Origin of the sequence: Pseudoduganella sp. S-14, from assembly GCF_049913285.1 — a bacterium.
In the GTDB taxonomy this organism is placed as follows: domain Bacteria; phylum Pseudomonadota; class Gammaproteobacteria; order Burkholderiales; family Burkholderiaceae_D; genus Rugamonas.
On sequence record NZ_CP183991.1, the window covers coordinates 2,842,859 to 2,860,976 of the forward strand.

Sequence of the window (18,118 nt, forward strand, 5' to 3'; positions counted from 1 at the left end):
GATGGGACACAAAGACTGATTTCAATCGATTTCGGGATACGGTCGTGAAACCGCTCATGGATCGAGGGGCCATGCCCAAAGGTGAAAGTAAAACAGAACTTGGAAGCGACTGTTGAACCGGGGCGAGGTCGGGGTGGGCAGGGTAGCCGCCATCTGCCGGGCATCCATTGCTCACAGGGATATCTTGCTGCGGCGCCGGGCTGGCCAGCGAGGCATAGGTCTGGTTGAAAAAGCCGCTGACCTGTACGGAAGGCTTTCCATACCGGGAGCGTGCTTCATCACCGTTTGGGCCGAGCGGTCGAACATTGCGCTCGTTGCTTGCTGGGCGGCTGGTGTCAAGGGGCTGAAATGAGAGTCCAAAAACTGACAGGCAGTGCCATCTTCTGCGCGGTTCTTTCTGCGCTCAATCTGGCGGCAGCGAGCGCGAAGGAGAACTTGAATGTCGCCGCTGTGCACAACGCTCCCCAGGAATTGGCGCTTAAGGCGCGGATAGAAGCGCTTGTCGATCAATACAAATTGGAGAAATGGCTGTACACAAAGGACATCAGAGTTGATAAGGACGTGTGGCCGCCACACAGCCATCCTGTTCTTACTTTAGGTGTACGCACAACGATGCCTGATGACGATATTTATCTTGTCGGTAGCTTATTGCACGAGCAGTTCCACTGGAATATGGTGTTGAACGCCAAGTTCATGCCCGATGAAACCACTGCGCTTGTGCAAGCGAAATTTCCTGGGCTCGATCCCCGGCAGCCAAAAGGAGCCGGCAACGAATCGTCGACATACAGTCACGTGCTGGTTTGCTATATGGAGTACAAGACCTTGGCTGGAATTTTTGGAGAAGCCACGGCGTTAAATGCGATCAAAAGCCTTCCGTTCTATACCGGCATTTATGCGCTTGTGAGCGGCAAAAAAAATCAGGAAGTGATCGAGGACCTGTTGCGCCAGGAGGAAGTCAGCTTTTGATGTGCGGGGTTCGGTAGCTCGCCTCTGCGAAGGTGGGAGCTACCGAGAGATCAGCGCATTCAGTTCTCTTCGCGCCAGCGACGCATCCAGATCGCGACGGCAATCATGCCCACTCCCGCCACGACACCAACCCACAGGGCCGGGCTGGCCAGCGAGCCGTACGCCTCGTTGAAGAAGCCCGAGATCTGGCCGGCAGGGTCGTTCTGCATGCCGGGCGCATGCTGCATTGCCTCACGCGCCGACTTGTCGAACATGAACCAGGCGCCTGGCAACACGCTGCCCAGCAGTCGCAGCACCACCTGCGAGAAGAACCATTCGATATTGATGCCCAGCTTGAAGGCGTAGTTGGCCCAGGCCAGCAGCGCACCGGTCATCAACGGCGTGCCCACGGCCCACAGGAATACCTTGTTGCGCGCCCAGCTCGACACCATCAGCAGCCAGCCCACGGTCGGCAGCGCCCACAGCAAGTACACCGGGATCAGCGACAGCATGCGGAACGGAGAAAGCCACAGGTTGGTGGAAGAGAGCAGGTCACTGAACACGTTCACGCCGTGGAAGCTGAGGGCGATGGACGTCATCAGCATGATGGCGAGCGAAGCCACGAAGCCGATGGTGGCCACGATCAGCGGCGCGGCTACAGTTGCTACCGCCACCTTGGACAGCACGGTAATGGTGTCCGATACCGGCAGCGATTTCCAGAACAGGATGCTGCGGTCGCGGCGGTCGTCGTACAGCGCGCCCAGGCAGTAGAAGAAGATCACAAAGCTCATCAGGATATACAGCGGCGTAGCCATCATCGGGAAGGCTGCGCCGACACCGTTGGCCAGTTCGTGCCGCTGCACGGCGGTCATTTCATGGAAGCGCGACAGCCCTTCGCCGTTGAAGTGCATTTCCATATTGTTGCCGATGATGAGCATCACGGCGGTGAAGGACACCATCAGGCCGGCGATGATGGCAGGGGTCCAGAACAGCATGCCCTTGTTTTCCCAGTACTCGCGCTGCATCAGCCATTTCATTGTTTTCATTGGTATTCTCCTTGCATGCTGGCCACGAACAGGTCGGCCACGCTTGGGGTACGGGTTTCGCCAAACGTTTCAAGCTGCTTGCGCGAGACGCCGTCGAACAGCATCACTGCCTTGCCGAACACCGTGCGCTGGTGCAGCGGCTGCAGGGCGCTGGCGGCGGTCATGTACTCGGGCTGCACCATCACTTCGGTATAGCGGTCGCCGATTTCGTCCATCGAGGCGGCGAGGGTGATCTTGCCGTCGCGGATAAACATCAGGTCGGTCAGGATGTTTTCGACTTCCTCGATCTGGTGCGTGGTGATCAGGATGGTCTTGTTCTCGTCGAAGTAATCTTCCAGCAACTGGTGGTAGAACTGCTTGCGGTACAGGATGTCCAGGCCCAGAGTCGGTTCGTCCAGCACCAGCAGCTTGGCGTCGATTGCCATCACCAGCGCCAGGTGCAGTTGCACGATCATGCCCTTGGACATGGCCTTGACTTTCATGTCCGGCGACAGCTTGGTGTTGGCGATGTACTTTTCCGCGCGTTCGCGGTTGAAGCGCGGGTGGATGCCTTCGCAGAAGCTGATCGCCTCCTTTACCTTCAGCCAGCGCGGCAGGATAGCGACGTCGGCGATGAAGCAGACGTCCTTCATCAGCTCATCGCGCTGCTGGCGCGGGTCCAGGCCCAGCACATTGAGCTCGCCTTCGAAGCGGGACAGGCCGAGGATGGCTTTCAGGGTGGTGGTTTTGCCGGAACCGTTTGGGCCGATCAGGCCGACGATGCGGCCGGCGTTGATCTGGAAGCTGGCGTCATCCAGCGCCTTGGTGGTGCCGTAACGCTTGCTCAGGTTTTTAGCGGTGATGATCGCTGTCATGCCGGGGCTCCTTGTGGCGGCACGTTCGTGCTGCGCAGCAGTTGTTCAATGTCCAGGCCCAGGCGGCGGATGCGTTCGACCATTGCGGGCCATTCTTCGCGGATGAAGCGCTCGCGTTCAGTGGACAGCAGTTTATCAATAGCGCCATCGGTAACGTACATTCCTAATCCCCTTCTTTTTTCCACCAAGGTTTCGTCGACCAGTTCCTGATAGGCACGGGAGACGGTAATCGGGTTCAATTGATAATCGGCCGCGACCTGGCGCACCGAGGGCAGGGCATCGCCGGGCTTGAGCAAGCCATCCAGCATCATGCCGACGACCCGCTCCTTCAACTGCAGGTAGATCGGGCGGTTTTCATTCCACATACATGGTTTCCTCCAGTGTTGGTGATTTAATGAACTGGTGTTGTAGTGAACTATAACACTGAATCTGCCCGCGGCAAGTGGTTTTTTTGCAAATGCAGACTATGATCAAACCTGGAGTACCCTTTTTAAAAGGAGATTGTCATGTCCAGAATTACGCCTCGCGCCCTGGCTGCTGTCTTTGCCGCTGCTGCTTTTGGGTGTCTGATTCCTGTTTCTGCTATGCATCTCGGCGATGAGATGAAATGGGGCGATGGCCCACCCACCTTGCCCAAAGGCGCCAAAGCGGCTGTGTTGCAGGGGGACCCCAGCAAGGCGGGACCGTTTGTCATGCGCTTGCACGCCCAGTCGGGCTACAAGGTGCCGCCGCATATGCATTCGATGATGGAAAACGTCACCGTGATCAAGGGGACGCTGGTGCTGGGCATGGGGGATAAGCTTGATGAAAAGGCGGCCAAGGCCCACCATGCGGGGGACTTTGTGGCGATTCCGGCCAAGACCAACCATTACGCGATCATGAAGGGCGACACCATCGTCCAGATCCACGGCGAGGGGCCGTTTGATATCACGTATGTGAACCCGGATGATGACCCGATGAAGGGGAAAAAATAGTATGGGGCAGCAGGCGGGCGCGCATTTCAGCAGGAATTGGCCGATCTAGCCAACTGTGCCTGCAATGGCCACTTTGCGGGCCCGATCCTCACGGCGGTAAAGAGGAAGCCGGCGCGCGATGGGTGAGCAGGGCGTAAAGCTGCCTAGCCTGCCTGACCTGCGTGCCTGACATTGTGTTATCGAAGATGACCAGTGCGTTGCCACGCTGGTTACGCAGCCAGGCGGCGACTTGCTCCAGTCGCTCGGGTTCGTAGCTTGAGCGATAGATCAGCGGGCTGCCGTGCAGGCGCACGTAGGCGGCGTCATCGCGTGTCGGTATGAAAGGTCCCGGTTCTCCAGCGGGCGGATCGGCTACTACCCGAATCACTTCCATTTCGCGCAGCAGCGCCGTTGCCTCGGCGCTAAACCATGTGCCGTGGCGAGCCTCGCAGGCCAGAAGTATTGGCCTCTTGCCGCGCTCCTTGCCGCCAAAGCGCTCGCCGAGGGCTGTGAAGAGGGCTGCGACCGCCGCTGGGTCGAAGCGCAGGCTGGGCGGCGTCTGCACCAGTATCCACCCGAGCTTTTCGCCCAGCGCCCCGGCTTCGGATGCGAAGCGGTCGAGGTCAGCACCGACATCCTGCAAGCGCTTTTCATGCGTGATGGAGCGCGGGAGTTTGACGGCAAAGCGGAAGCCGGCCGGCACGCTATCGGCCCAGCGCGCGTAGGTTTCCGGCCGGTGAGGGCGATAGAACGAGGAATTGACTTCGACGGCACCAAACACAGCGGCGTAGCGTGCCAGGTTGCTCCCAAAACTCGCCGGCGGGAACAAGTCCGTGTCAGCGCGCGGCAAAGCCCATCCAGCGATACCAATGGTTACAGGTGGCATATGCGATCCCCGTTATCATTGCTGCGACTATGACACAGGAGCCTGAAATGACCCCACACAGACGACTCGCCACGCGCGCCATTGCCGCTGCTGCGTTAGCCGCAGGAGGTGGCGCTGCCGTGCTGTTGTCCGGCTGCGCAAGCTTTGCCGGACCGCGCGATTACGAAGTCCCGCTGGCGCGCCTGCAACGCAATATCGACCAGCGCTTCCCGATCGAGCACCGTGCGCTGGCTGTCTTTGAACTGCGGCTGGAGCAGCCGCGGCTTTCCACCTTGCCGAACGACCGGATCGCCCTTGGCGCCATGCTGTCTGTTTCGTCGCCGCTGATGCGGCAGCAATTTACCGGCAGCCTTTCGCTGTCCGGGCGCCTGAATATCGACCCTTCGCGCAATGCGGTGATGCTGGCTGATGCGCGCCTGGAGGACTTCACGCTGGACGGCCTGGATGAGCGCACGCAGCGCCAGGTGGCAGGTGCTGCCCGCTTGCTTGCCGATAGCCTGGCGCGTGACACGCCGATCTATACCTGGCGTCCGGATGAGTTGCGTTATGCCGGCGTGCAGTTCGTGCCGACCGCCATCCGTACTTCAGCAAGCGGCCTGAGCATTCATCTGGAACCGTTGCGGGACGGTCGTCTATAATCGAAATTTCAACTAATAGGAGAAAGAGAAATGCCGTTTTTCGGTCTGGGTCTGCATATTCTGGTTGCCATCTTTTTTGCCGTGCATGCGGTGCGCCGCGGGCGGGAATTGTATTGGCTGCTGATCCTGTTCTCTTTCCCACTTCTGGGTAGTCTGGTGTATTTCTTCGCCGTGTACCTGCCGAGTTCACGCCTCGACGTCGGTGCACGGAAAGCCGTTGCTGCTGCCGGCCGGATGCTCGATCCGGGCCGTGAGCTGCGTGCGGCGCGCGAGGCGTTCAACTTCACCCCGACCGCGCAAAACCAGATGCGCCTTGCCTCGGCACTGCTGGAGGCTGGCGAGGCGGCCGAAGCGACGACTACTTACGAAGCTTGCCTGCAGGGCGCGTTTGGTTCGGACCTGGAGATCCGCCTTGGTGCGGCGCGCGCGAACCTGGCTATTGGCGCGCACGCCAAGACCATTGAACACCTCGAATTCATCCGCCGCGCAGATGCGCATTATCGTGCCGAGCAGTGCAGCCTGCTGTTGGCGAAGGCGTTCGCTGCTGCCGGCCGAAGTGAGGAAGCGCGCGCAGAGTTCGAAAATGCCGTCAATCGCTTCGGCAGTTTTGACGCACGCGCTGAGTTTGCGATCTGGGCCGCTGGCGTGCGCGAGTACCAGCTTGCGCAGCGCCTGCAGAGCGAACTGCAACATACGATGGACCGCTGGAACCGGCATACGGCCTCGATGAATAACGACATGGTGCGGCGTTTGAATGCCGCGTTCGCGCAAGTGCCGCGCAGCTGAATGAAGAAAGGAGCATCGGAATGCATAGCCCGGTCCTGATGTTCCAGTCCTCCCGCTTCGAGATTGTCGCGGATGAGGACAAGCTCACCATTCCCGGTATGGATGGCTTGCGGTGGTGGCGCAACTGTACTCGGCTGTGCGCTCAATTCTTGAAGAAGCACCGGGCATCGCTTATTTACACATCCAATGACTTATCCAGTTTCGGTGAAAGGCGTGTTTTGCGCTCCTGACGGCAGGGTCGTGCTCTTGAAGAATGAGCGCGAGGAATGGGAACTGCCGGGCGGGCGCATCGAGGATGGCGAAACGCCGGCAGGCTGCCTGGCGCGTGAGGTCGAGGAGGAGCTCGGTGTGCGCGTCCGCGTGGGGGCGCCGCTGGATAGTTACCTGTTTGAGGTCGTGCCAGGGAAGACGGTGTTCATCGTCACCCATGCCTGCACGCTGGAGGATGGTTTCGTGCCAGTGCTGAGCCACGAACACAAGGAAATCGGCTTGTTTGCTGCCGACGCGCTACCAGGCCGGCTAGCGGAAGGCTATTGCGCCTCGATCGCCACGTGGGCGGCGGCAGAGGCCGTGTCTCCTTTCGCCCCTAAGGGCAACCCCATGGTGGGGCACGAGCTGGAGCGTGATCGCCTGTCGCGACATTTGTTGACTGAGGCGTATAACAATGGCTGGGCTAATCATCGGCTGCTGCGGGCTTGTGCGCAGCTGTCGCAGGAGGATTTTAGGGCGCCGCGGACGGGATTTTTTCCTTCGATTAAGGCGACACTGAATCACATCCTGACCGTGGACTGGTTTTATATTGATGCGCTGGAGCGGGAGGCGCGCGGGGCGCCGCCGCATCCCGATTACCGCAGCGAGTTTTTCGCGGTGGAAGAGCCGTTTGATACCTGCGCGGCGCTTTGGGAGGCGCAGCGTGCTTCCGATCGTCGGCTGATCGCGTATTGCAGGGCCTTGAGCGATGAGGGCCTGGGACGGGTGGTGACTATCGACCGCGGTGACGGATTCCAGCACGACACCCGCCAGCGCCTGCTGGCCCACCTTTTCGGGCACCAGATCCATCATCGCGGGCAGGTGCATGCCATGCTGTCGTCTACGCCCGTCGCGCCACCCCAGCTGGATGAATTCTTTGCGGCAGGTGAGGCACCGTTGCGGACGCGGGATTTTCAAGAACTGGGTTGGACCGAGGCGGAAATCTGGCCGCTACAACTGCCCTGAACCATGCGGCCCCGCTAGAGCCGGAAATGCAGTTTCCGCCGGTAGAGTGGCCACAATATCAGGGTGATCATGCCCAGGATGCCGAGGGCGCAGGCGGTGGCCGCCATGTGCGCGTCGGGAAGCAGCTTGCGCGCTATCGCATTTCCCCAGGCCTGGGCAGTGAGGCGCGCGCCGTCCATGCCGAACCAGGGGGCGTCGGCCAGTTTGCTGAAAATGGTCGCGAGGAGAAAAGCAAGGACGGCATTGCTGCCCAGGATTTTGAGGGGGGCGCTCAGGCGTTCGACCCAGCGACGCTTCAGTGCCCAGGCCAGGCAGGCCAGGGCCATGAAGGAGAATGCTGCACTGAGTAAGGCGAAGGAGCTGGTCCATATTTTTTTGTTAATGGGGAAGACTGGATCAAGCAGCAAGGCCAAGGCGCCCAGGGCCGCCGCGATGATGGCCATGCGCGGCACCGCCCGTTCAGGTGAACGGCGCCATGCGAGGGCCGCCAGAATGCCAAACAGCGTGTTGGTGATGGCCGGCAAGGTCGACAGGAGTCCTTCCGGGTCGAAGACTACGGGTCCGCCCGATCCGGCCGTTCCCAGTGGCCAAAGATGCGGCACGGTGAAGATTGCGCGGTCGATGTAGGCGGCGAGGTTGCCTTCCTGGTCCAGGGCCCCAGTGCCGTAGCCGGGGACCGGCACGAAGCGCATCAGTAACCAGTAGAGCATGAGGATGGCCATGATCGCGACGATCATGGTGCGCGGATTCACGTCGAAGTCTCCTTCCGCGGTTTGACGCGGGAAGCCCAGTACCAGCGCCATGGCTGCGAGATAGCAAAGCGCGATGCGCTGTAAAACGCCTGGAATACGGACGAAGTCGATTCCGGGTTGACCCAGGTTGACTGGAATGCCGAGAATATCTGCCGTATAGATTGCGTTCACGAGCAGGCCGAGGAACAGAAGCAATGTGACGCGGCGGCCGACCCGCCACCAAAGGCCGGTCAGAGCGCCTGGTGCACTTAGCCGGCGCGGAAACGACAGGCCCATCGCCATCCCGACTGCGAACAGGAACATGGGAAAGACCATGTCGGCAAGCGTCCATCCGTTCCAGCCAGCATGCTGGAGGAAAGGGTAGGCTTGATTCCAGTCTCCTGAGCTGGTGACGAGAATCATCCCCGCCACGGCGGCTCCCCGCAATACGTCCAATATCGCAACCCGCGTTGCCGGCATCTGGCCCATGTTGTACCTCCCGTCAGAAGAACCAGGCAATGGTCGCAGTTTGCTTGCCAGGAATGCAATTCCGAAATTGATCAATTGGACGTACAAAATTTGCCAGCCCAAGCCTCCTCCAGACTTGATCTGGTTCAAGGAACTTGGCCCGGCTTTCGTGGATAGTCGGGCTCAGTTTTAACCTGAGCAGGACTATCCATGAATGCAAACGAAAAAATGTTCGGCAACCCCATGCCGCCCCAGGAAATCTCGCTGGACGTGCTGCGCGAAAAATACGCGAAAGGGGATGAGCAGGACATCATCGACGTCCGCCGCCGCGTAGCGCGCGCATTGGCTGCCCTGGAGGCGCCGCAATTGCGCGATGAGCTTGAAGAAAAGTTCCTGTGGGCGCAGGAGAATGGCTTCGTGCCGGCGGGACGCATCAATTCTGCCGTTGGCCTGGGGCTGAAGGCGACCCTGATGAACTGCTTCGTGCAGCCGGTGGGCGATTCGGTGACCGGCGAGGACGATGGGCTGCCCGGCATCTATACCGCCGTGGCGGAAGCGGCGGAGACGATGCGCCGCGGTGGCGGCGTGGGCTACGATTTCAGCGCCATCCGTCCGGCAGGGGCCAAGGTGAAGGGCACCCAATCGCGTGCTTCCGGCCCGGTGTCGTACATGGAGGTGTTCGACGCTTCCTGCAAGACAGTGGAATCGGCCGGCGCGCGGCGCGGCGCCCAAATGGGCGTGCTGCGCATCGACCATCCGGATATTGAACGCTTTATCGCCGCGAAGGACGATGGCGGCTTCCGCAACTTCAACCTGTCGATCGGGGTAACGGACGCCTTCATGCGGGCGTTGGCTGCCGATGCCGGGTTCGAACTGGTGCACAAGGTCGAACCGGGCGATGAGGACCTGGCTGCCGGCGCCTATCGGCGCGAGGATGGACTTTGGGTTTACCGCCGCGTGCCGGCGCGCGAGCTGTGGGACAAGGTGATGACTTCCACCTACGACCACGCCGAACCGGGCGTGCTGTTCGTGGACCGCATCAATGCCGAGAACAATCTGTATTACTGCGAGACCCTGCGCGCCACCAATCCTTGCGGAGAACAGCCGCTGCCTGGCTATGGCTGCTGCGACCTGGGTTCGCTGAACCTGACCTGCTTTGTGCAGCATCCTTTCACCGATCGTGCGAGCTTCGATTACGAGGCGATGCGCCAGGTGGCTGGCATCGCGGTGCGCATGCTGGACCTGGCCCTGGATGCGACCCAGTGGCCGCTGCCGCAGCAAGCGGACGAGGGCGCGGCCAAGCGCCGCATCGGCCTGGGCTTTCTTGGCCTTGGCAGCGCATTGGTGATGCTGGGCATGCGCTATGACTCCGAAAGCGGCCGGGCAATGGCGGCCAGCATTGCCGAGGCCTTGCGCGACGCGGCTTATACGGCCTCGGTGGCGCTGGCGCAGGAGAAGGGCGCTTTTCCGTTCTTCGACAAGGAGCTGTACCTTGAGGGCGCGTTCGTGCGCCGCTTGCCGGGCGCCTTGCGCGAGGCGATTGCGCGGCATGGCATCCGCAACTCTCACTTGTTGTCGATTGCGCCGACCGGCACCATTACGCTGGCTTTTGCGGACAATGCTTCCAACGGCATCGAACCTGCGTTCTCCTGGGTTTACCAGCGCCGCAAGCGCATGCCGGATGGTTCGTCGCGCTCCTATGAGGTGGCGGATCATGCGTGGCGCCTGTACCGCCACATGGGCTTCGACATGGGGCAATTGCCGCCGCAGTTCGTCACCGCGCTGGATATGGCGGCGCTGGACCATGTGAGCATGATGGAGGCGGTGCAGCCTTTCGTCGATACGGCGATTTCGAAGACGGTGAATGTGCCGGAAGACTATCCGTATGAGGATTTCAAGGAGCTGTACACCGAGGCGTGGGTGGCGGGGTTGAAAGGGCTTGCGACCTTCCGTCCGAATACGGTGACGGGCAGCGTGCTGAGCGTGGCGCCGGAACCGGCAGCGGCTTCTGTGGCCGTTGCACCTGTGCGGCTTGACGATGATCCGCTGCGCAAGCGCTTCGATGGGCGTCCGTTGGGGGAACTGGAGTCGGTGACCTCCAAGGTCGAATACTGGACGCAGGAGGGCAAGAAGTCGGCCTACCTTACCGTGAGCTTCATCACCGTGGATGGCATGCTGGATGGAGTGCCGGTGCGGATTGAGCGGCCGTTTGAGTTCTTCATGCCGGCGAACCAGCGTAGCGATGGGCAGCAGTGGATTACTTCGTCCATGCGCTTGCTTTCAATGGCGGCGCGGGCGGGCAGTTCGATCGCGAAGGCACTGGCGGATATGCGCGAGGTGGCTTGGGAGAAGGGACCGGTGCGCTGCGGCTTGCTGACGCGGGAGGACGGGGTGCAGGTGCCGGTTTATCACGATTCGGAAGTGGCGGCGATTGCGTTTACCTTGCAGCGGATTTTGATACGGCGCGGGTTCCTGGATGCTTTTGGCAACCAGGTGCCGGTGCCGCAATTGGCGGTGCGGTGTGCGTCGACGGGACACGTGGCGCCTGAGGCAATGACGGCGGCGGGGGCCGCGCCAACGAAATCGGCGGGCAAGTGCCCGGAGTGCGGGGCGCGGGCGTTGCATAAGGTGGATGGGTGTACGCGGTGTGTCGAGTGCCACTATATGGGTGGGTGTGGCTGAAAACAGGTAAATCAGTGTCTGACCCGCAGGGTCGGACGCTGTCCGCGGCGCGGCTGGTGGTGTAGGCCACCAGCCGCGAGGCCCGGGTTGACCGGTTTTTGCTTAAGCTGCGTCAAGGACGAAAAAACCACCCCTCCCTAAACTTCCTCCCACACTAACCCCGAGGAGGACTTACAAATGCATCATTCTTTCCAACTTGCTTCCGCCCTGGACGCCGCCAACGTCACCCGCGTGCTTGACCTGCTGCGCACCGTCCCCGGCATCCGTGGCGTACACGCCCCAGCCGGCGCTGCCCACGTTGAAGTCGCCTTCGACGACTCCCTGACCAGCGTCCCCCAACTGGGCAAGCTGCTGGAAGAGCACGGCTACCCACCTGTCGCGCCGCAACAGCGCAGCCACACCTGCTGCGGCGGTTGCGGCGGCCATTGACCAAGACTTGACCTGGATCATGTGAGCTGCCCGAGTGGCGGCTGTATTCTGGCTAAAAACATACATTTGAAACACCACAAAAGGAGCTATCATGCACGCCACTAAGAAGTTATGGACGTGGCTCGCCATTATCTGCCTGCTATCGTTTACGGTACTGGGCTGGGTGGGCCGCGAAATTTACCTGAAAGCGCCTCCAATAGCGCAAGTCGTCGACGACACCGGCGCGGTGCTGTATACGCCTGACCAGGTCAAATACGGCCAGAGCGCCTGGCTGTCCGCTGGCGGCCAGCAACTGGGCACCGTATGGGGCCATGGCTCCTACCTGGCGCCTGACTGGTCGGCCGACTGGCTGCACCGCGAGGCCGTCGCGCTGCAAGACCTGTTCGCACGCAAGAACTTCAACAAGGACTACGCCCAGCTCGAAGCCGGCGCGAAAGCCCACGTTGATGCGTTGGTGAAGACCGAGCTGCGCACCAACACCTACAACGCCGACACCAACGAAGTGAAGCTGTCGGCCATCCGCGCCGAAGCAGTGCGCACCGTGGCAAACCACTACGCTGGCCTGTTCGGCAATGCCGAGCAATACGACAAGCTGCGCGAACAGTACGCCATGGCGCCGAATTCGCTGCCGGAAGCGACCGACCGCACTGCGCTGACCGGCTTCTTCTTCTGGTCGTCGTGGGCTGCCGCTGCCGACCGTCCAGGCGAAGTTGGCCTGAGCTACACCAGCAACTGGCCGCATGAACCGCTGATCGACAATACTCCGACCGCCGGCGCCGGCATCTGGTCGATCGCTTCGGTCATCCTGATGATCGGCGCCATCGCCGGCATGCTGTTCTACCACGGCATGCACAAGGAAGAAGAAGATCCTGTGCCACCGAAGAACGATCCGCTGTTCTCGCTGAAAGCCACGCCTTCGATGAAGGCCACCAAGAAGTACTTCCTGGTCGTGATCGGCCTGATCCTGGCGCAAGTTGGCATGGGCGTGATCACCGCGCACTTTGCGGTGGAAGGCTCGAGCTTCTTCGGTATCCCGCTGGCTAACGTGCTGCCGTTCACCGTCAGCCGCACCATCCACACCCAGTTCGCCGTGCTGTGGATCGCCACCGCCTGGCTGGCTACCGGCCTGTATATCGCTCCTGCGATTTCCGGCGTCGAGCCGAAATTCCAGAAGCTGGGCACCGACGTCCTGTTCTACGCGCTGCTGTTCATCGTGGTTGGCTCGACCGCCACCGGCTGGCTGGGCACCCTGCAGCACAAGGGCGTCGACTTCTCGTTCTGGCTGGGTAACCAGGGCCTTGAGTTCACCTCGATGGGCCGCGTGTGGCAGATCCTGCTGTTCATCGGCTTGCTGTTCTGGGCCTTCCTGCTCGGTCGCGGCCTGTGGCCGGCGCTGAAGAAACCATCGGAAAGCCGCGGCATCATCGCCATGGTGTTCCTGGCTGCACTGTGCATCGGCGGCTTCTACGCCACGTCCCTGACCTGGGGCAAGGGCACCCACTACTCGATGATCGAGTACTGGCGCTGGTGGCTGGTCCACCTGTGGGTGGAAGGCTTCTTCGAAGTGTTCGCAACCGCTGTTATCGCGCTGCTGTTCACCCGCCTGGGCCTGATCCGCGCTGCTTCGGCCAATAGCGCCATCATCCTGGAAACCATCGTCTTCCTGTTCGGCGGCATCCTGGGCACCTTGCACCACCTGTACTTCACCGGTACCCCGACTTCGGTGATCGCTATCGGCGCCATGTTCTCGGCACTGGAAGTGGTTCCGCTGTCGCTGATCGGCATGGAGGCCTATCGCAACTACAAGCGTTCCAAAGCTGCTCCTTGGATCGGCGCCTACAAATGGGCCATCCTGTGCTTCATCGCAGTGGGCTTCTGGAATACCGTGGGCGCTGGCCTGCTGGGCTTCTCGATCAATACCCCGATCGCGCTGTACTACATGCAAGGCCTGAACATGACCGCCGCCCACGGCCACGCTGCACTGTTTGGCGTGTACGGCATGCTGGGTATCGGCCTGATGCTGTTCTGCCTGCGCGGCCTGGTTGACCGCTTCGCCTGGTCGGACAAGCTGCTCGCATCCATGTTCTGGTGCCTGAACATCGGCCTGGCCATGATGGTGTTCATCTCGCTGGTTCCTGCCGGTATCTACCAGGCTGCGGCGGCGATCACCAAGGGCATGTGGTTCGCCCGTTCGCCGGAAGTGGTGCACTCGACCTTCATGGAAACCGCGGTCTGGCTGCGTGTTCCGGGCGACATCGTGTTCGCGATTGGCTGCCTGTTCCTCGCCCTGTTCGCCCTGCGCCTGATCGGCAAGGCGAAGAAGGAAGAGACCGTGGCAGAAGGCGTGGCGCTGGAGAACTAAGATGCGCCTCACGGGCCACACCGACTACGCCTTGCGCCTGCTGATGTACCTGGGCCGGCAGCAGGGCAGGTTGGTGACCGTGCAGGAGATCGCCAAGGCACACGGCATCTCCGAACATCACCTGCGCAAGGTGGCTCACCGGCTCGGCCAGGCCGGGCTGGTGGCCACCTGGCGCGGACGGGCCGGTGGCCTGCGCCTGGCGCAGCCACCGGCTTCGATTTCGGTGGGCGCCGTGGTGCGCCTTGCTGAAGCCGACTTTACGATCGTCGAATGTTTCAATGCCACGCGCAATACCTGCCAGCTGGCCGGCGCTTGCCGCCTGCAGGAGGGATTGCACAGGGCGACCGAGGCTTACCTTGGTCATCTCGACCGCCAGACCCTGGCGGACCTTATCTGAAGGAACCATCATGAGTGCGCCTGAAATTTTGTTAGAGCTGTGCGGCATGGTGCCGCCTGAACCGATGGAGCGCGTACTGGAAGCGCTCGACCTGCTGCAACCTGGCCAGCATATCCGCATGGTCATCGACCGCGAGCCGGTCCCCCTTTATCGCATCCTCGAGAAAAACGGCTACCGCTACCGCACCTCGATGCGCGAAGACTATATCTACGAAATCCTGATTTCCCAGAACGACTGATGCAACGCAAGCTGGCTTTCGAGCATACGCCCGGGCTGGCGCTGCCGCTGCAATTCCTGCTGGCGGCGCCATGGTTCGGCGCCTTGGCTGGCCTGCTGCTGGTGTGGCAGGGCGCCGACGCAATGAGCACACGCTGGGCTCCGGCCACGCTGGCCGTGACCCATTTGCTGACGCTCGGTTTCCTCGGCATGGCCATGGCCGGTTCGCTGTTGCAAATGGTGCCGGTGGTTGCCGGCGTCGAGCTGCACTGGGCGCGCCGGCTTGGTCCCGTGATCTGGGGCGCCCTGGCCGGGGGCGCGCTGCTGCTGGCGGCAGGATTCCTGCATGGGCTGCCGTGGTGCCTGCGCGCGGCCGGCATCCTGCTGGCGGGCGCCTTCATTCTTCTTATTGCCGTCCTGGCGAGAGCGCTGTCGCAGCGTTCGGCGCCGAATGCATTGCCGGTCGTGGCGGGCATGCGCCAGGCCGTGGTGGCACTGGCCTGCGCCGTGACCATCGGTGTGGCGCTGGCGGCCTTCCTGGTGGGCGCGGTGCGCCTGCGCGTAATGGAATGGACCAATGTGCATGCTGCCTGGGCCCTGGTGGGCTGGGTCGGCGTGCTGGTCGTATCCGTGGTGTTCCAGGTGGTGCCGATGTTCCAGTCCACCCAGCTGTTTCCGCGCCAGCTTGCCTTCACGCTGCCGCCGCTATGCCTTGGCGGCTTGGCGCTGTGGACCGCCGGCTATCTACTCAACGCGCCATGGCAATGGATCGGGGCGGGGCTGGTGAGCGTCTGCCTGGGGCTGTTCGCGGTGTACACCCTGGTGCTGCTGTTCCGCCGCAAGCGCGCGGCCGACGTATCGACCTGGTATTGGTGGCTCTCGCTTGGCTCCTTGCTGGCCAGCGTCGCCGTCTTCCTTTGCCCGCGCGGCGTGGACAAGGCGCTGGTGCTTGGCGTGCTGTTTATCGGTGGCTTTGCCATGTCTGCAGTGAACGGCATGCTGTACAAGATCGTGCCGTTCCTGTTGTGGTACCACGGGCAGCACGCCGGCTGCGACGTGCCGGGAGTGCGCCAGTTGATGCCGGAGAGCGAACCGCGCGTGCAGTTCGCCTGGCATGCTGCCAGCGTGGTGATGCTGCTTGCTGCTGCCATCGCACCTGGCTGGCTTGCCCAGGCGGCAGGTGCGGTACTGGCAGTTTCCTGCATGCGCCTGGGATTCGACCTGGCGCTGGCTGCGATCAGCCTTCGTAAGCTCGCAAACGAGCAGAATCAAGAATCTTGATCTGGCGGCCGTTCACGGCAATCATGCCCTGGTCGGCCAGCTCGTGCAGCACGCGCGAAAAATATTCCGGGGTCAGGTTCAGGCGCGAGGCCAGCAGCTTCTTGCTGACCGCCAGCGTGATTTCCGAACCATCGGTCGCATCGTCATCCTTCAACAGATAGCCAATGATCCGCTGGCTGCCGGAGCGCAGCGAGTAGGCTTCCACGTCTGATATCAGGCCATGCAGGCGGCGGCTCATGCCGGCCAGCATGCGGCGTGCAAACTGCGGGTTGCGCGCCAGTTCGGCAAATACGGTGTGCTTGGAAATGTGCAGCAGCATGCAGTCGCTGACTGCGTGGGCGGTGACGATGTACGGCTTTTCCATGAACATCAGCGCTTCGCCGAAACTGTGGCCCGGGCCGATGATCTCCACAATCTTTTCGTTGCCCTGGGCGGACAGGAAGCTGAGTTTGACCTGGCCGAAGATGACCATGTGGAAGCCGACGCATGGATCGCCGCGCTGGAAGACGGCGCTGCCGCGCGGGATGTGGTGTTCGGTCGTGCCGGCAGCCACCAGCGTCAGCTCCTCCGGCGACAGGTCTGCGAACAGGGGCAGTCGCTTGAGGAACTCGCGGGGGTCGATTTTGGGGCTTGGCATTTGGTTCTCCTGAAATGGCAAAAGGACCCGCTGGGCGGGTCCTGTCCTGGTTAAGGTAATGTCGGTGTTAATCCTGTGGATCAGTGGCCCGAATCACCGTCAGGCTTGCTGGTGGTCCGGAAGATTTCCGGATTCTCCTTGCCGGTCACGTAGAGGAAGCCGACCAGGCCTTTCTCCATCCGCGACAGCGCGTGATCGACCAGGATGAAGCGTCCCGGCACTTCGGTCTTGAACTCGACCATCGTTGCGCCGCCTGGCGCCACCGTGGTGGTCTGCACGTTTTGCAGCGGAGGCGAGGTCAGGTCGCCCATGCTGTAGACGCGATCGAACACTTCGCCGATCACGTGGAAGCTGGAGGTTGCGTTAGGACCACCGACACCGAAGAAGATACGGACGGTTTCTCCAACCTTGGCTTCCATGCGATGGGTCTTGGTCAGCGCGTCATGGGTGCCGTTGAACATCAGGTGTTCCGGCTGTTCGGCCAGCAGTTTGTCCAGCGAGAACTCGGCTTCGCCTGGGGTGCCGTGCTTCTGCGCAGTGTACAGTTCACCCTGCATCACGTAGAACTCGCGGTCGACTTTCGGCAGGCCGCCTTCAGGTTCGACCAGGATCATGCCATACATGCCGTTGGAGATGTGCTGGGCCACCATCGGGGTCGCGCAGTGGTACACGTACAGGCCTGGGTTGAGGGCTTTGAAGGTGAAGCTCTTGGTGCTGCCGGGAGCGGCCTGGGTCACTGCAGCACCGCCGCCTGGGCCGGTCACGGCGTGGAAGTCAACCGAGTGGATCATGTGGCTGTCCTTGGCGTTGGACATGTCCACGTTCACGGTATCGCCCACGCGCACGCGAATGAAGGGGCCTGGAACCTTGCTGTTGAAGGTCCAGTATTTGTAGGTGGTGCCATCCATCAGCTGGCCGAGGACTTCGGTGGTGTCCAGTTTGACGTTCACGGTTTGCGGACCGCGCTTGCCAATAGGCGCACCGACTTCTGTCGGATTGCGCGAAATGTCGACGCCTTTTGGTGCTGCTTTGAGCTCGCCCTCGCCGACGATGATCTTGCCGATCATGCCCGCAGCCACGTGGCCAGGCAGGGAGCAGATATAGGTGAATTCGCCTTTCTTGTCAGCCTTGAACACAACGGCGGTCGATGCGCCTTTGTCTTTCAGCTGGTTCGATTTGACTTTGAAGTCAGGCACCGAAATGTCGTGGGTTGCGCCATCGCCGTTGACCAGGTTGATCTGCACCACAGCACCTTCCGGCACGCGCAAGGTCGGGTTAGCCTTGCCCTTGGATTCGCCGGCGTCGCTGATGAAGACCAGCTTACCGTCTGCGATATCGGTGTGCAGGGTAAAGGTCACGTCAGGACGATATTGGACGGCTGTGCTGCCGCCGTGCTGGCCGTGTTGTGCATAAGCTGGCGCCAGTGTTGCGGCACCGATCACCAGTGCTGCAATGGCTTTGGACATCAAGGTCGGTTTCATTTTCTTCTCACAGGTTTGTCCGGCACGGGATTGCGCCGGTTGACAGCTAAATCTTATGTTTTACATGCATGTTATTGAATTGACGCAGGTCAAAAATTTGGAAAGAACTGC

18 protein-coding genes are annotated in these 18,118 nt (G+C 61.3%); 11 read left to right on the top strand and 7 right to left on the bottom strand.

Translation table 11 applies throughout. The features are described from left to right. Positions 1–348 precede the first annotated feature (348 nt). A complete protein-coding gene (locus ACN9MZ_RS13150) occupies positions 349–966 on the top strand; it encodes a hypothetical protein (RefSeq protein ID WP_426342541.1) in 618 nt (205 codons plus the stop codon). A gap of 59 nt (positions 967–1,025) precedes the next feature. Here ACN9MZ_RS13150 and ACN9MZ_RS13155 read toward each other — a convergent pair whose 3' ends face one another. The 3 genes from ACN9MZ_RS13155 to ACN9MZ_RS13165 are packed head-to-tail and all read right to left on the bottom strand — an operon-like array spanning position 1,026 to position 3,210. Further along, on the bottom strand, positions 1,026–1,991 hold the full coding sequence (locus tag ACN9MZ_RS13155) for a hypothetical protein (protein ID WP_426342542.1): 966 nt from the start codon (positions 1,989–1,991) through the stop codon (positions 1,026–1,028). Then, on the bottom strand, positions 1,988–2,845 hold the full coding sequence (locus ACN9MZ_RS13160) for an ABC transporter ATP-binding protein (protein ID WP_426342543.1): 858 nt from the start codon (positions 2,843–2,845) through the stop codon (positions 1,988–1,990). The genes ACN9MZ_RS13155 and ACN9MZ_RS13160 overlap by 4 nt, the downstream gene beginning before the upstream one ends. Then, positions 2,842–3,210, bottom strand: coding sequence for a GntR family transcriptional regulator (locus ACN9MZ_RS13165; protein WP_426342544.1), 369 nt, complete (start codon positions 3,208–3,210; stop codon positions 2,842–2,844). The genes ACN9MZ_RS13160 and ACN9MZ_RS13165 overlap by 4 nt, the downstream gene beginning before the upstream one ends. 141 nt (positions 3,211–3,351) lie before the next feature. On the opposite strand from ACN9MZ_RS13165, the gene ACN9MZ_RS13170 reads away from it, so the two are divergent. Next, positions 3,352–3,819: a cupin domain-containing protein gene (locus ACN9MZ_RS13170; RefSeq protein WP_426342545.1), complete on the top strand. Its 468-nt coding sequence runs from the start codon at positions 3,352–3,354 to the stop codon at positions 3,817–3,819. Between the two features lie 88 nt (positions 3,820–3,907). On the opposite strand, the gene ACN9MZ_RS13175 is transcribed toward ACN9MZ_RS13170, so the two are convergent. Continuing rightward, positions 3,908–4,684 carry a DUF72 domain-containing protein gene (locus ACN9MZ_RS13175; protein WP_426342546.1) on the bottom strand — a complete coding sequence of 259 codons (777 nt, stop codon included), beginning with the start codon at positions 4,682–4,684 and terminating at the stop codon, positions 3,908–3,910. A 47-nt stretch (positions 4,685–4,731) separates the two neighbouring features. Here ACN9MZ_RS13175 and ACN9MZ_RS13180 point away from each other — a divergent pair, with 47 nt between their 5' ends. The 3 genes from ACN9MZ_RS13180 (at position 4,732) to ACN9MZ_RS13190 (ending at position 7,323) form a co-directional block, all read left to right on the top strand. Then, entirely contained in the window at positions 4,732–5,322 is a 591-nt protein-coding gene (locus tag ACN9MZ_RS13180; protein WP_426342547.1) for a DUF1439 domain-containing protein, read from the top strand. 30 nt (positions 5,323–5,352) lie between these two features. Next, complete coding sequence (locus tag ACN9MZ_RS13185) at positions 5,353–6,108, top strand: hypothetical protein (protein ID WP_426342548.1); 756 nt, start codon at positions 5,353–5,355, stop codon at positions 6,106–6,108. A 186-nt stretch (positions 6,109–6,294) separates the two neighbouring features. Then, entirely contained in the window at positions 6,295–7,323 is a 1,029-nt protein-coding gene (locus ACN9MZ_RS13190; protein ID WP_426342549.1) for a DinB family protein, read from the top strand. A gap of 14 nt (positions 7,324–7,337) precedes the next feature. Here ACN9MZ_RS13190 and ACN9MZ_RS13195 read toward each other — a convergent pair whose 3' ends face one another. Continuing rightward, positions 7,338–8,645 (bottom strand): acyltransferase family protein, encoded by a 1,308-nt coding sequence (locus ACN9MZ_RS13195; protein ID WP_426342550.1) that lies wholly within the window; start codon positions 8,643–8,645, stop codon positions 7,338–7,340. 87 nt (positions 8,646–8,732) lie between these two features. On the opposite strand from ACN9MZ_RS13195, the gene ACN9MZ_RS13200 reads away from it, so the two are divergent. From ACN9MZ_RS13200 to ACN9MZ_RS13225, 6 genes are all read left to right on the top strand, one after another. Next, complete coding sequence (locus ACN9MZ_RS13200) at positions 8,733–11,204, top strand: adenosylcobalamin-dependent ribonucleoside-diphosphate reductase (RefSeq protein ID WP_426342551.1); 2,472 nt, start codon at positions 8,733–8,735, stop codon at positions 11,202–11,204. Between the two features lie 177 nt (positions 11,205–11,381). Beyond that, positions 11,382–11,633: a hypothetical protein gene (locus tag ACN9MZ_RS13205; protein ID WP_426171475.1), complete on the top strand. Its 252-nt coding sequence runs from the start codon at positions 11,382–11,384 to the stop codon at positions 11,631–11,633. Positions 11,634–11,724: 91 nt separating this feature from the next. Next, positions 11,725–13,995, top strand: coding sequence for a nitric-oxide reductase large subunit (locus ACN9MZ_RS13210; protein WP_426342552.1), 2,271 nt, complete (start codon positions 11,725–11,727; stop codon positions 13,993–13,995). A gap of 1 nt (position 13,996) precedes the next feature. Then, entirely contained in the window at positions 13,997–14,392 is a 396-nt protein-coding gene (locus tag ACN9MZ_RS13215) for an RrF2 family transcriptional regulator (protein WP_426171479.1), read from the top strand. 10 nt (positions 14,393–14,402) lie between these two features. Continuing rightward, the gene (locus tag ACN9MZ_RS13220; RefSeq protein WP_426342553.1) at positions 14,403–14,630 is read left to right on the top strand and encodes a DUF2249 domain-containing protein; all 228 of its coding nucleotides are present in this window, start codon (positions 14,403–14,405) and stop codon (positions 14,628–14,630) included. Next, positions 14,630–15,889 (top strand): permease, encoded by a 1,260-nt coding sequence (locus ACN9MZ_RS13225; RefSeq protein WP_426342554.1) that lies wholly within the window; start codon positions 14,630–14,632, stop codon positions 15,887–15,889. The genes ACN9MZ_RS13220 and ACN9MZ_RS13225 overlap by 1 nt, the downstream gene beginning before the upstream one ends. Here the strand turns inward: ACN9MZ_RS13225 and ACN9MZ_RS13230 are convergent. Continuing rightward, positions 15,846–16,526: a Crp/Fnr family transcriptional regulator gene (locus ACN9MZ_RS13230; protein WP_426171485.1), complete on the bottom strand. Its 681-nt coding sequence runs from the start codon at positions 16,524–16,526 to the stop codon at positions 15,846–15,848. The two genes, ACN9MZ_RS13225 and ACN9MZ_RS13230, sit on opposite strands and share 44 nt — an antisense overlap. Positions 16,527–16,606: 80 nt before the next feature. Next, positions 16,607–18,007 carry a copper-containing nitrite reductase gene (gene nirK, locus ACN9MZ_RS13235; RefSeq protein WP_426342555.1) on the bottom strand — a complete coding sequence of 467 codons (1,401 nt, stop codon included), beginning with the start codon at positions 18,005–18,007 and terminating at the stop codon, positions 16,607–16,609. Positions 18,008–18,118 lie beyond the last annotated feature (111 nt).

What these genes read in the sequence shown, in the direction of transcription:
- nirK (WP_426342555.1), bottom strand. Translation starts at nt 18,007, where the DNA reads ATGAAACCGACCTTGATGTCCAAAGCCATTGCAGCACTGGTGATCGGT.
- ACN9MZ_RS13210 (WP_426342552.1), top strand. Translation starts at nt 11,725, where the DNA reads ATGCACGCCACTAAGAAGTTATGGACGTGGCTCGCCATTATCTGCCTG.
- ACN9MZ_RS13185 (WP_426342548.1), top strand. Translation starts at nt 5,353, where the DNA reads ATGCCGTTTTTCGGTCTGGGTCTGCATATTCTGGTTGCCATCTTTTTT.
- ACN9MZ_RS13230 (WP_426171485.1), bottom strand. Translation starts at nt 16,526, where the DNA reads ATGCCAAGCCCCAAAATCGACCCCCGCGAGTTCCTCAAGCGACTGCCC.
- ACN9MZ_RS13165 (WP_426342544.1), bottom strand. Translation starts at nt 3,210, where the DNA reads ATGTGGAATGAAAACCGCCCGATCTACCTGCAGTTGAAGGAGCGGGTC.
- ACN9MZ_RS13155 (WP_426342542.1), bottom strand. Translation starts at nt 1,991, where the DNA reads ATGAAAACAATGAAATGGCTGATGCAGCGCGAGTACTGGGAAAACAAG.
- ACN9MZ_RS13170 (WP_426342545.1), top strand. Translation starts at nt 3,352, where the DNA reads ATGTCCAGAATTACGCCTCGCGCCCTGGCTGCTGTCTTTGCCGCTGCT.
- ACN9MZ_RS13205 (WP_426171475.1), top strand. Translation starts at nt 11,382, where the DNA reads ATGCATCATTCTTTCCAACTTGCTTCCGCCCTGGACGCCGCCAACGTC.
- ACN9MZ_RS13160 (WP_426342543.1), bottom strand. Translation starts at nt 2,845, where the DNA reads ATGACAGCGATCATCACCGCTAAAAACCTGAGCAAGCGTTACGGCACC.
- ACN9MZ_RS13200 (WP_426342551.1), top strand. Translation starts at nt 8,733, where the DNA reads ATGAATGCAAACGAAAAAATGTTCGGCAACCCCATGCCGCCCCAGGAA.
- ACN9MZ_RS13220 (WP_426342553.1), top strand. Translation starts at nt 14,403, where the DNA reads ATGAGTGCGCCTGAAATTTTGTTAGAGCTGTGCGGCATGGTGCCGCCT.
- ACN9MZ_RS13190 (WP_426342549.1), top strand. Translation starts at nt 6,295, where the DNA reads ATGACTTATCCAGTTTCGGTGAAAGGCGTGTTTTGCGCTCCTGACGGC.
- ACN9MZ_RS13180 (WP_426342547.1), top strand. Translation starts at nt 4,732, where the DNA reads ATGACCCCACACAGACGACTCGCCACGCGCGCCATTGCCGCTGCTGCG.
- ACN9MZ_RS13150 (WP_426342541.1), top strand. Translation starts at nt 349, where the DNA reads ATGAGAGTCCAAAAACTGACAGGCAGTGCCATCTTCTGCGCGGTTCTT.
- ACN9MZ_RS13225 (WP_426342554.1), top strand. Translation starts at nt 14,630, where the DNA reads ATGCAACGCAAGCTGGCTTTCGAGCATACGCCCGGGCTGGCGCTGCCG.
- ACN9MZ_RS13175 (WP_426342546.1), bottom strand. Translation starts at nt 4,684, where the DNA reads ATGCCACCTGTAACCATTGGTATCGCTGGATGGGCTTTGCCGCGCGCT.
- ACN9MZ_RS13215 (WP_426171479.1), top strand. Translation starts at nt 13,997, where the DNA reads ATGCGCCTCACGGGCCACACCGACTACGCCTTGCGCCTGCTGATGTAC.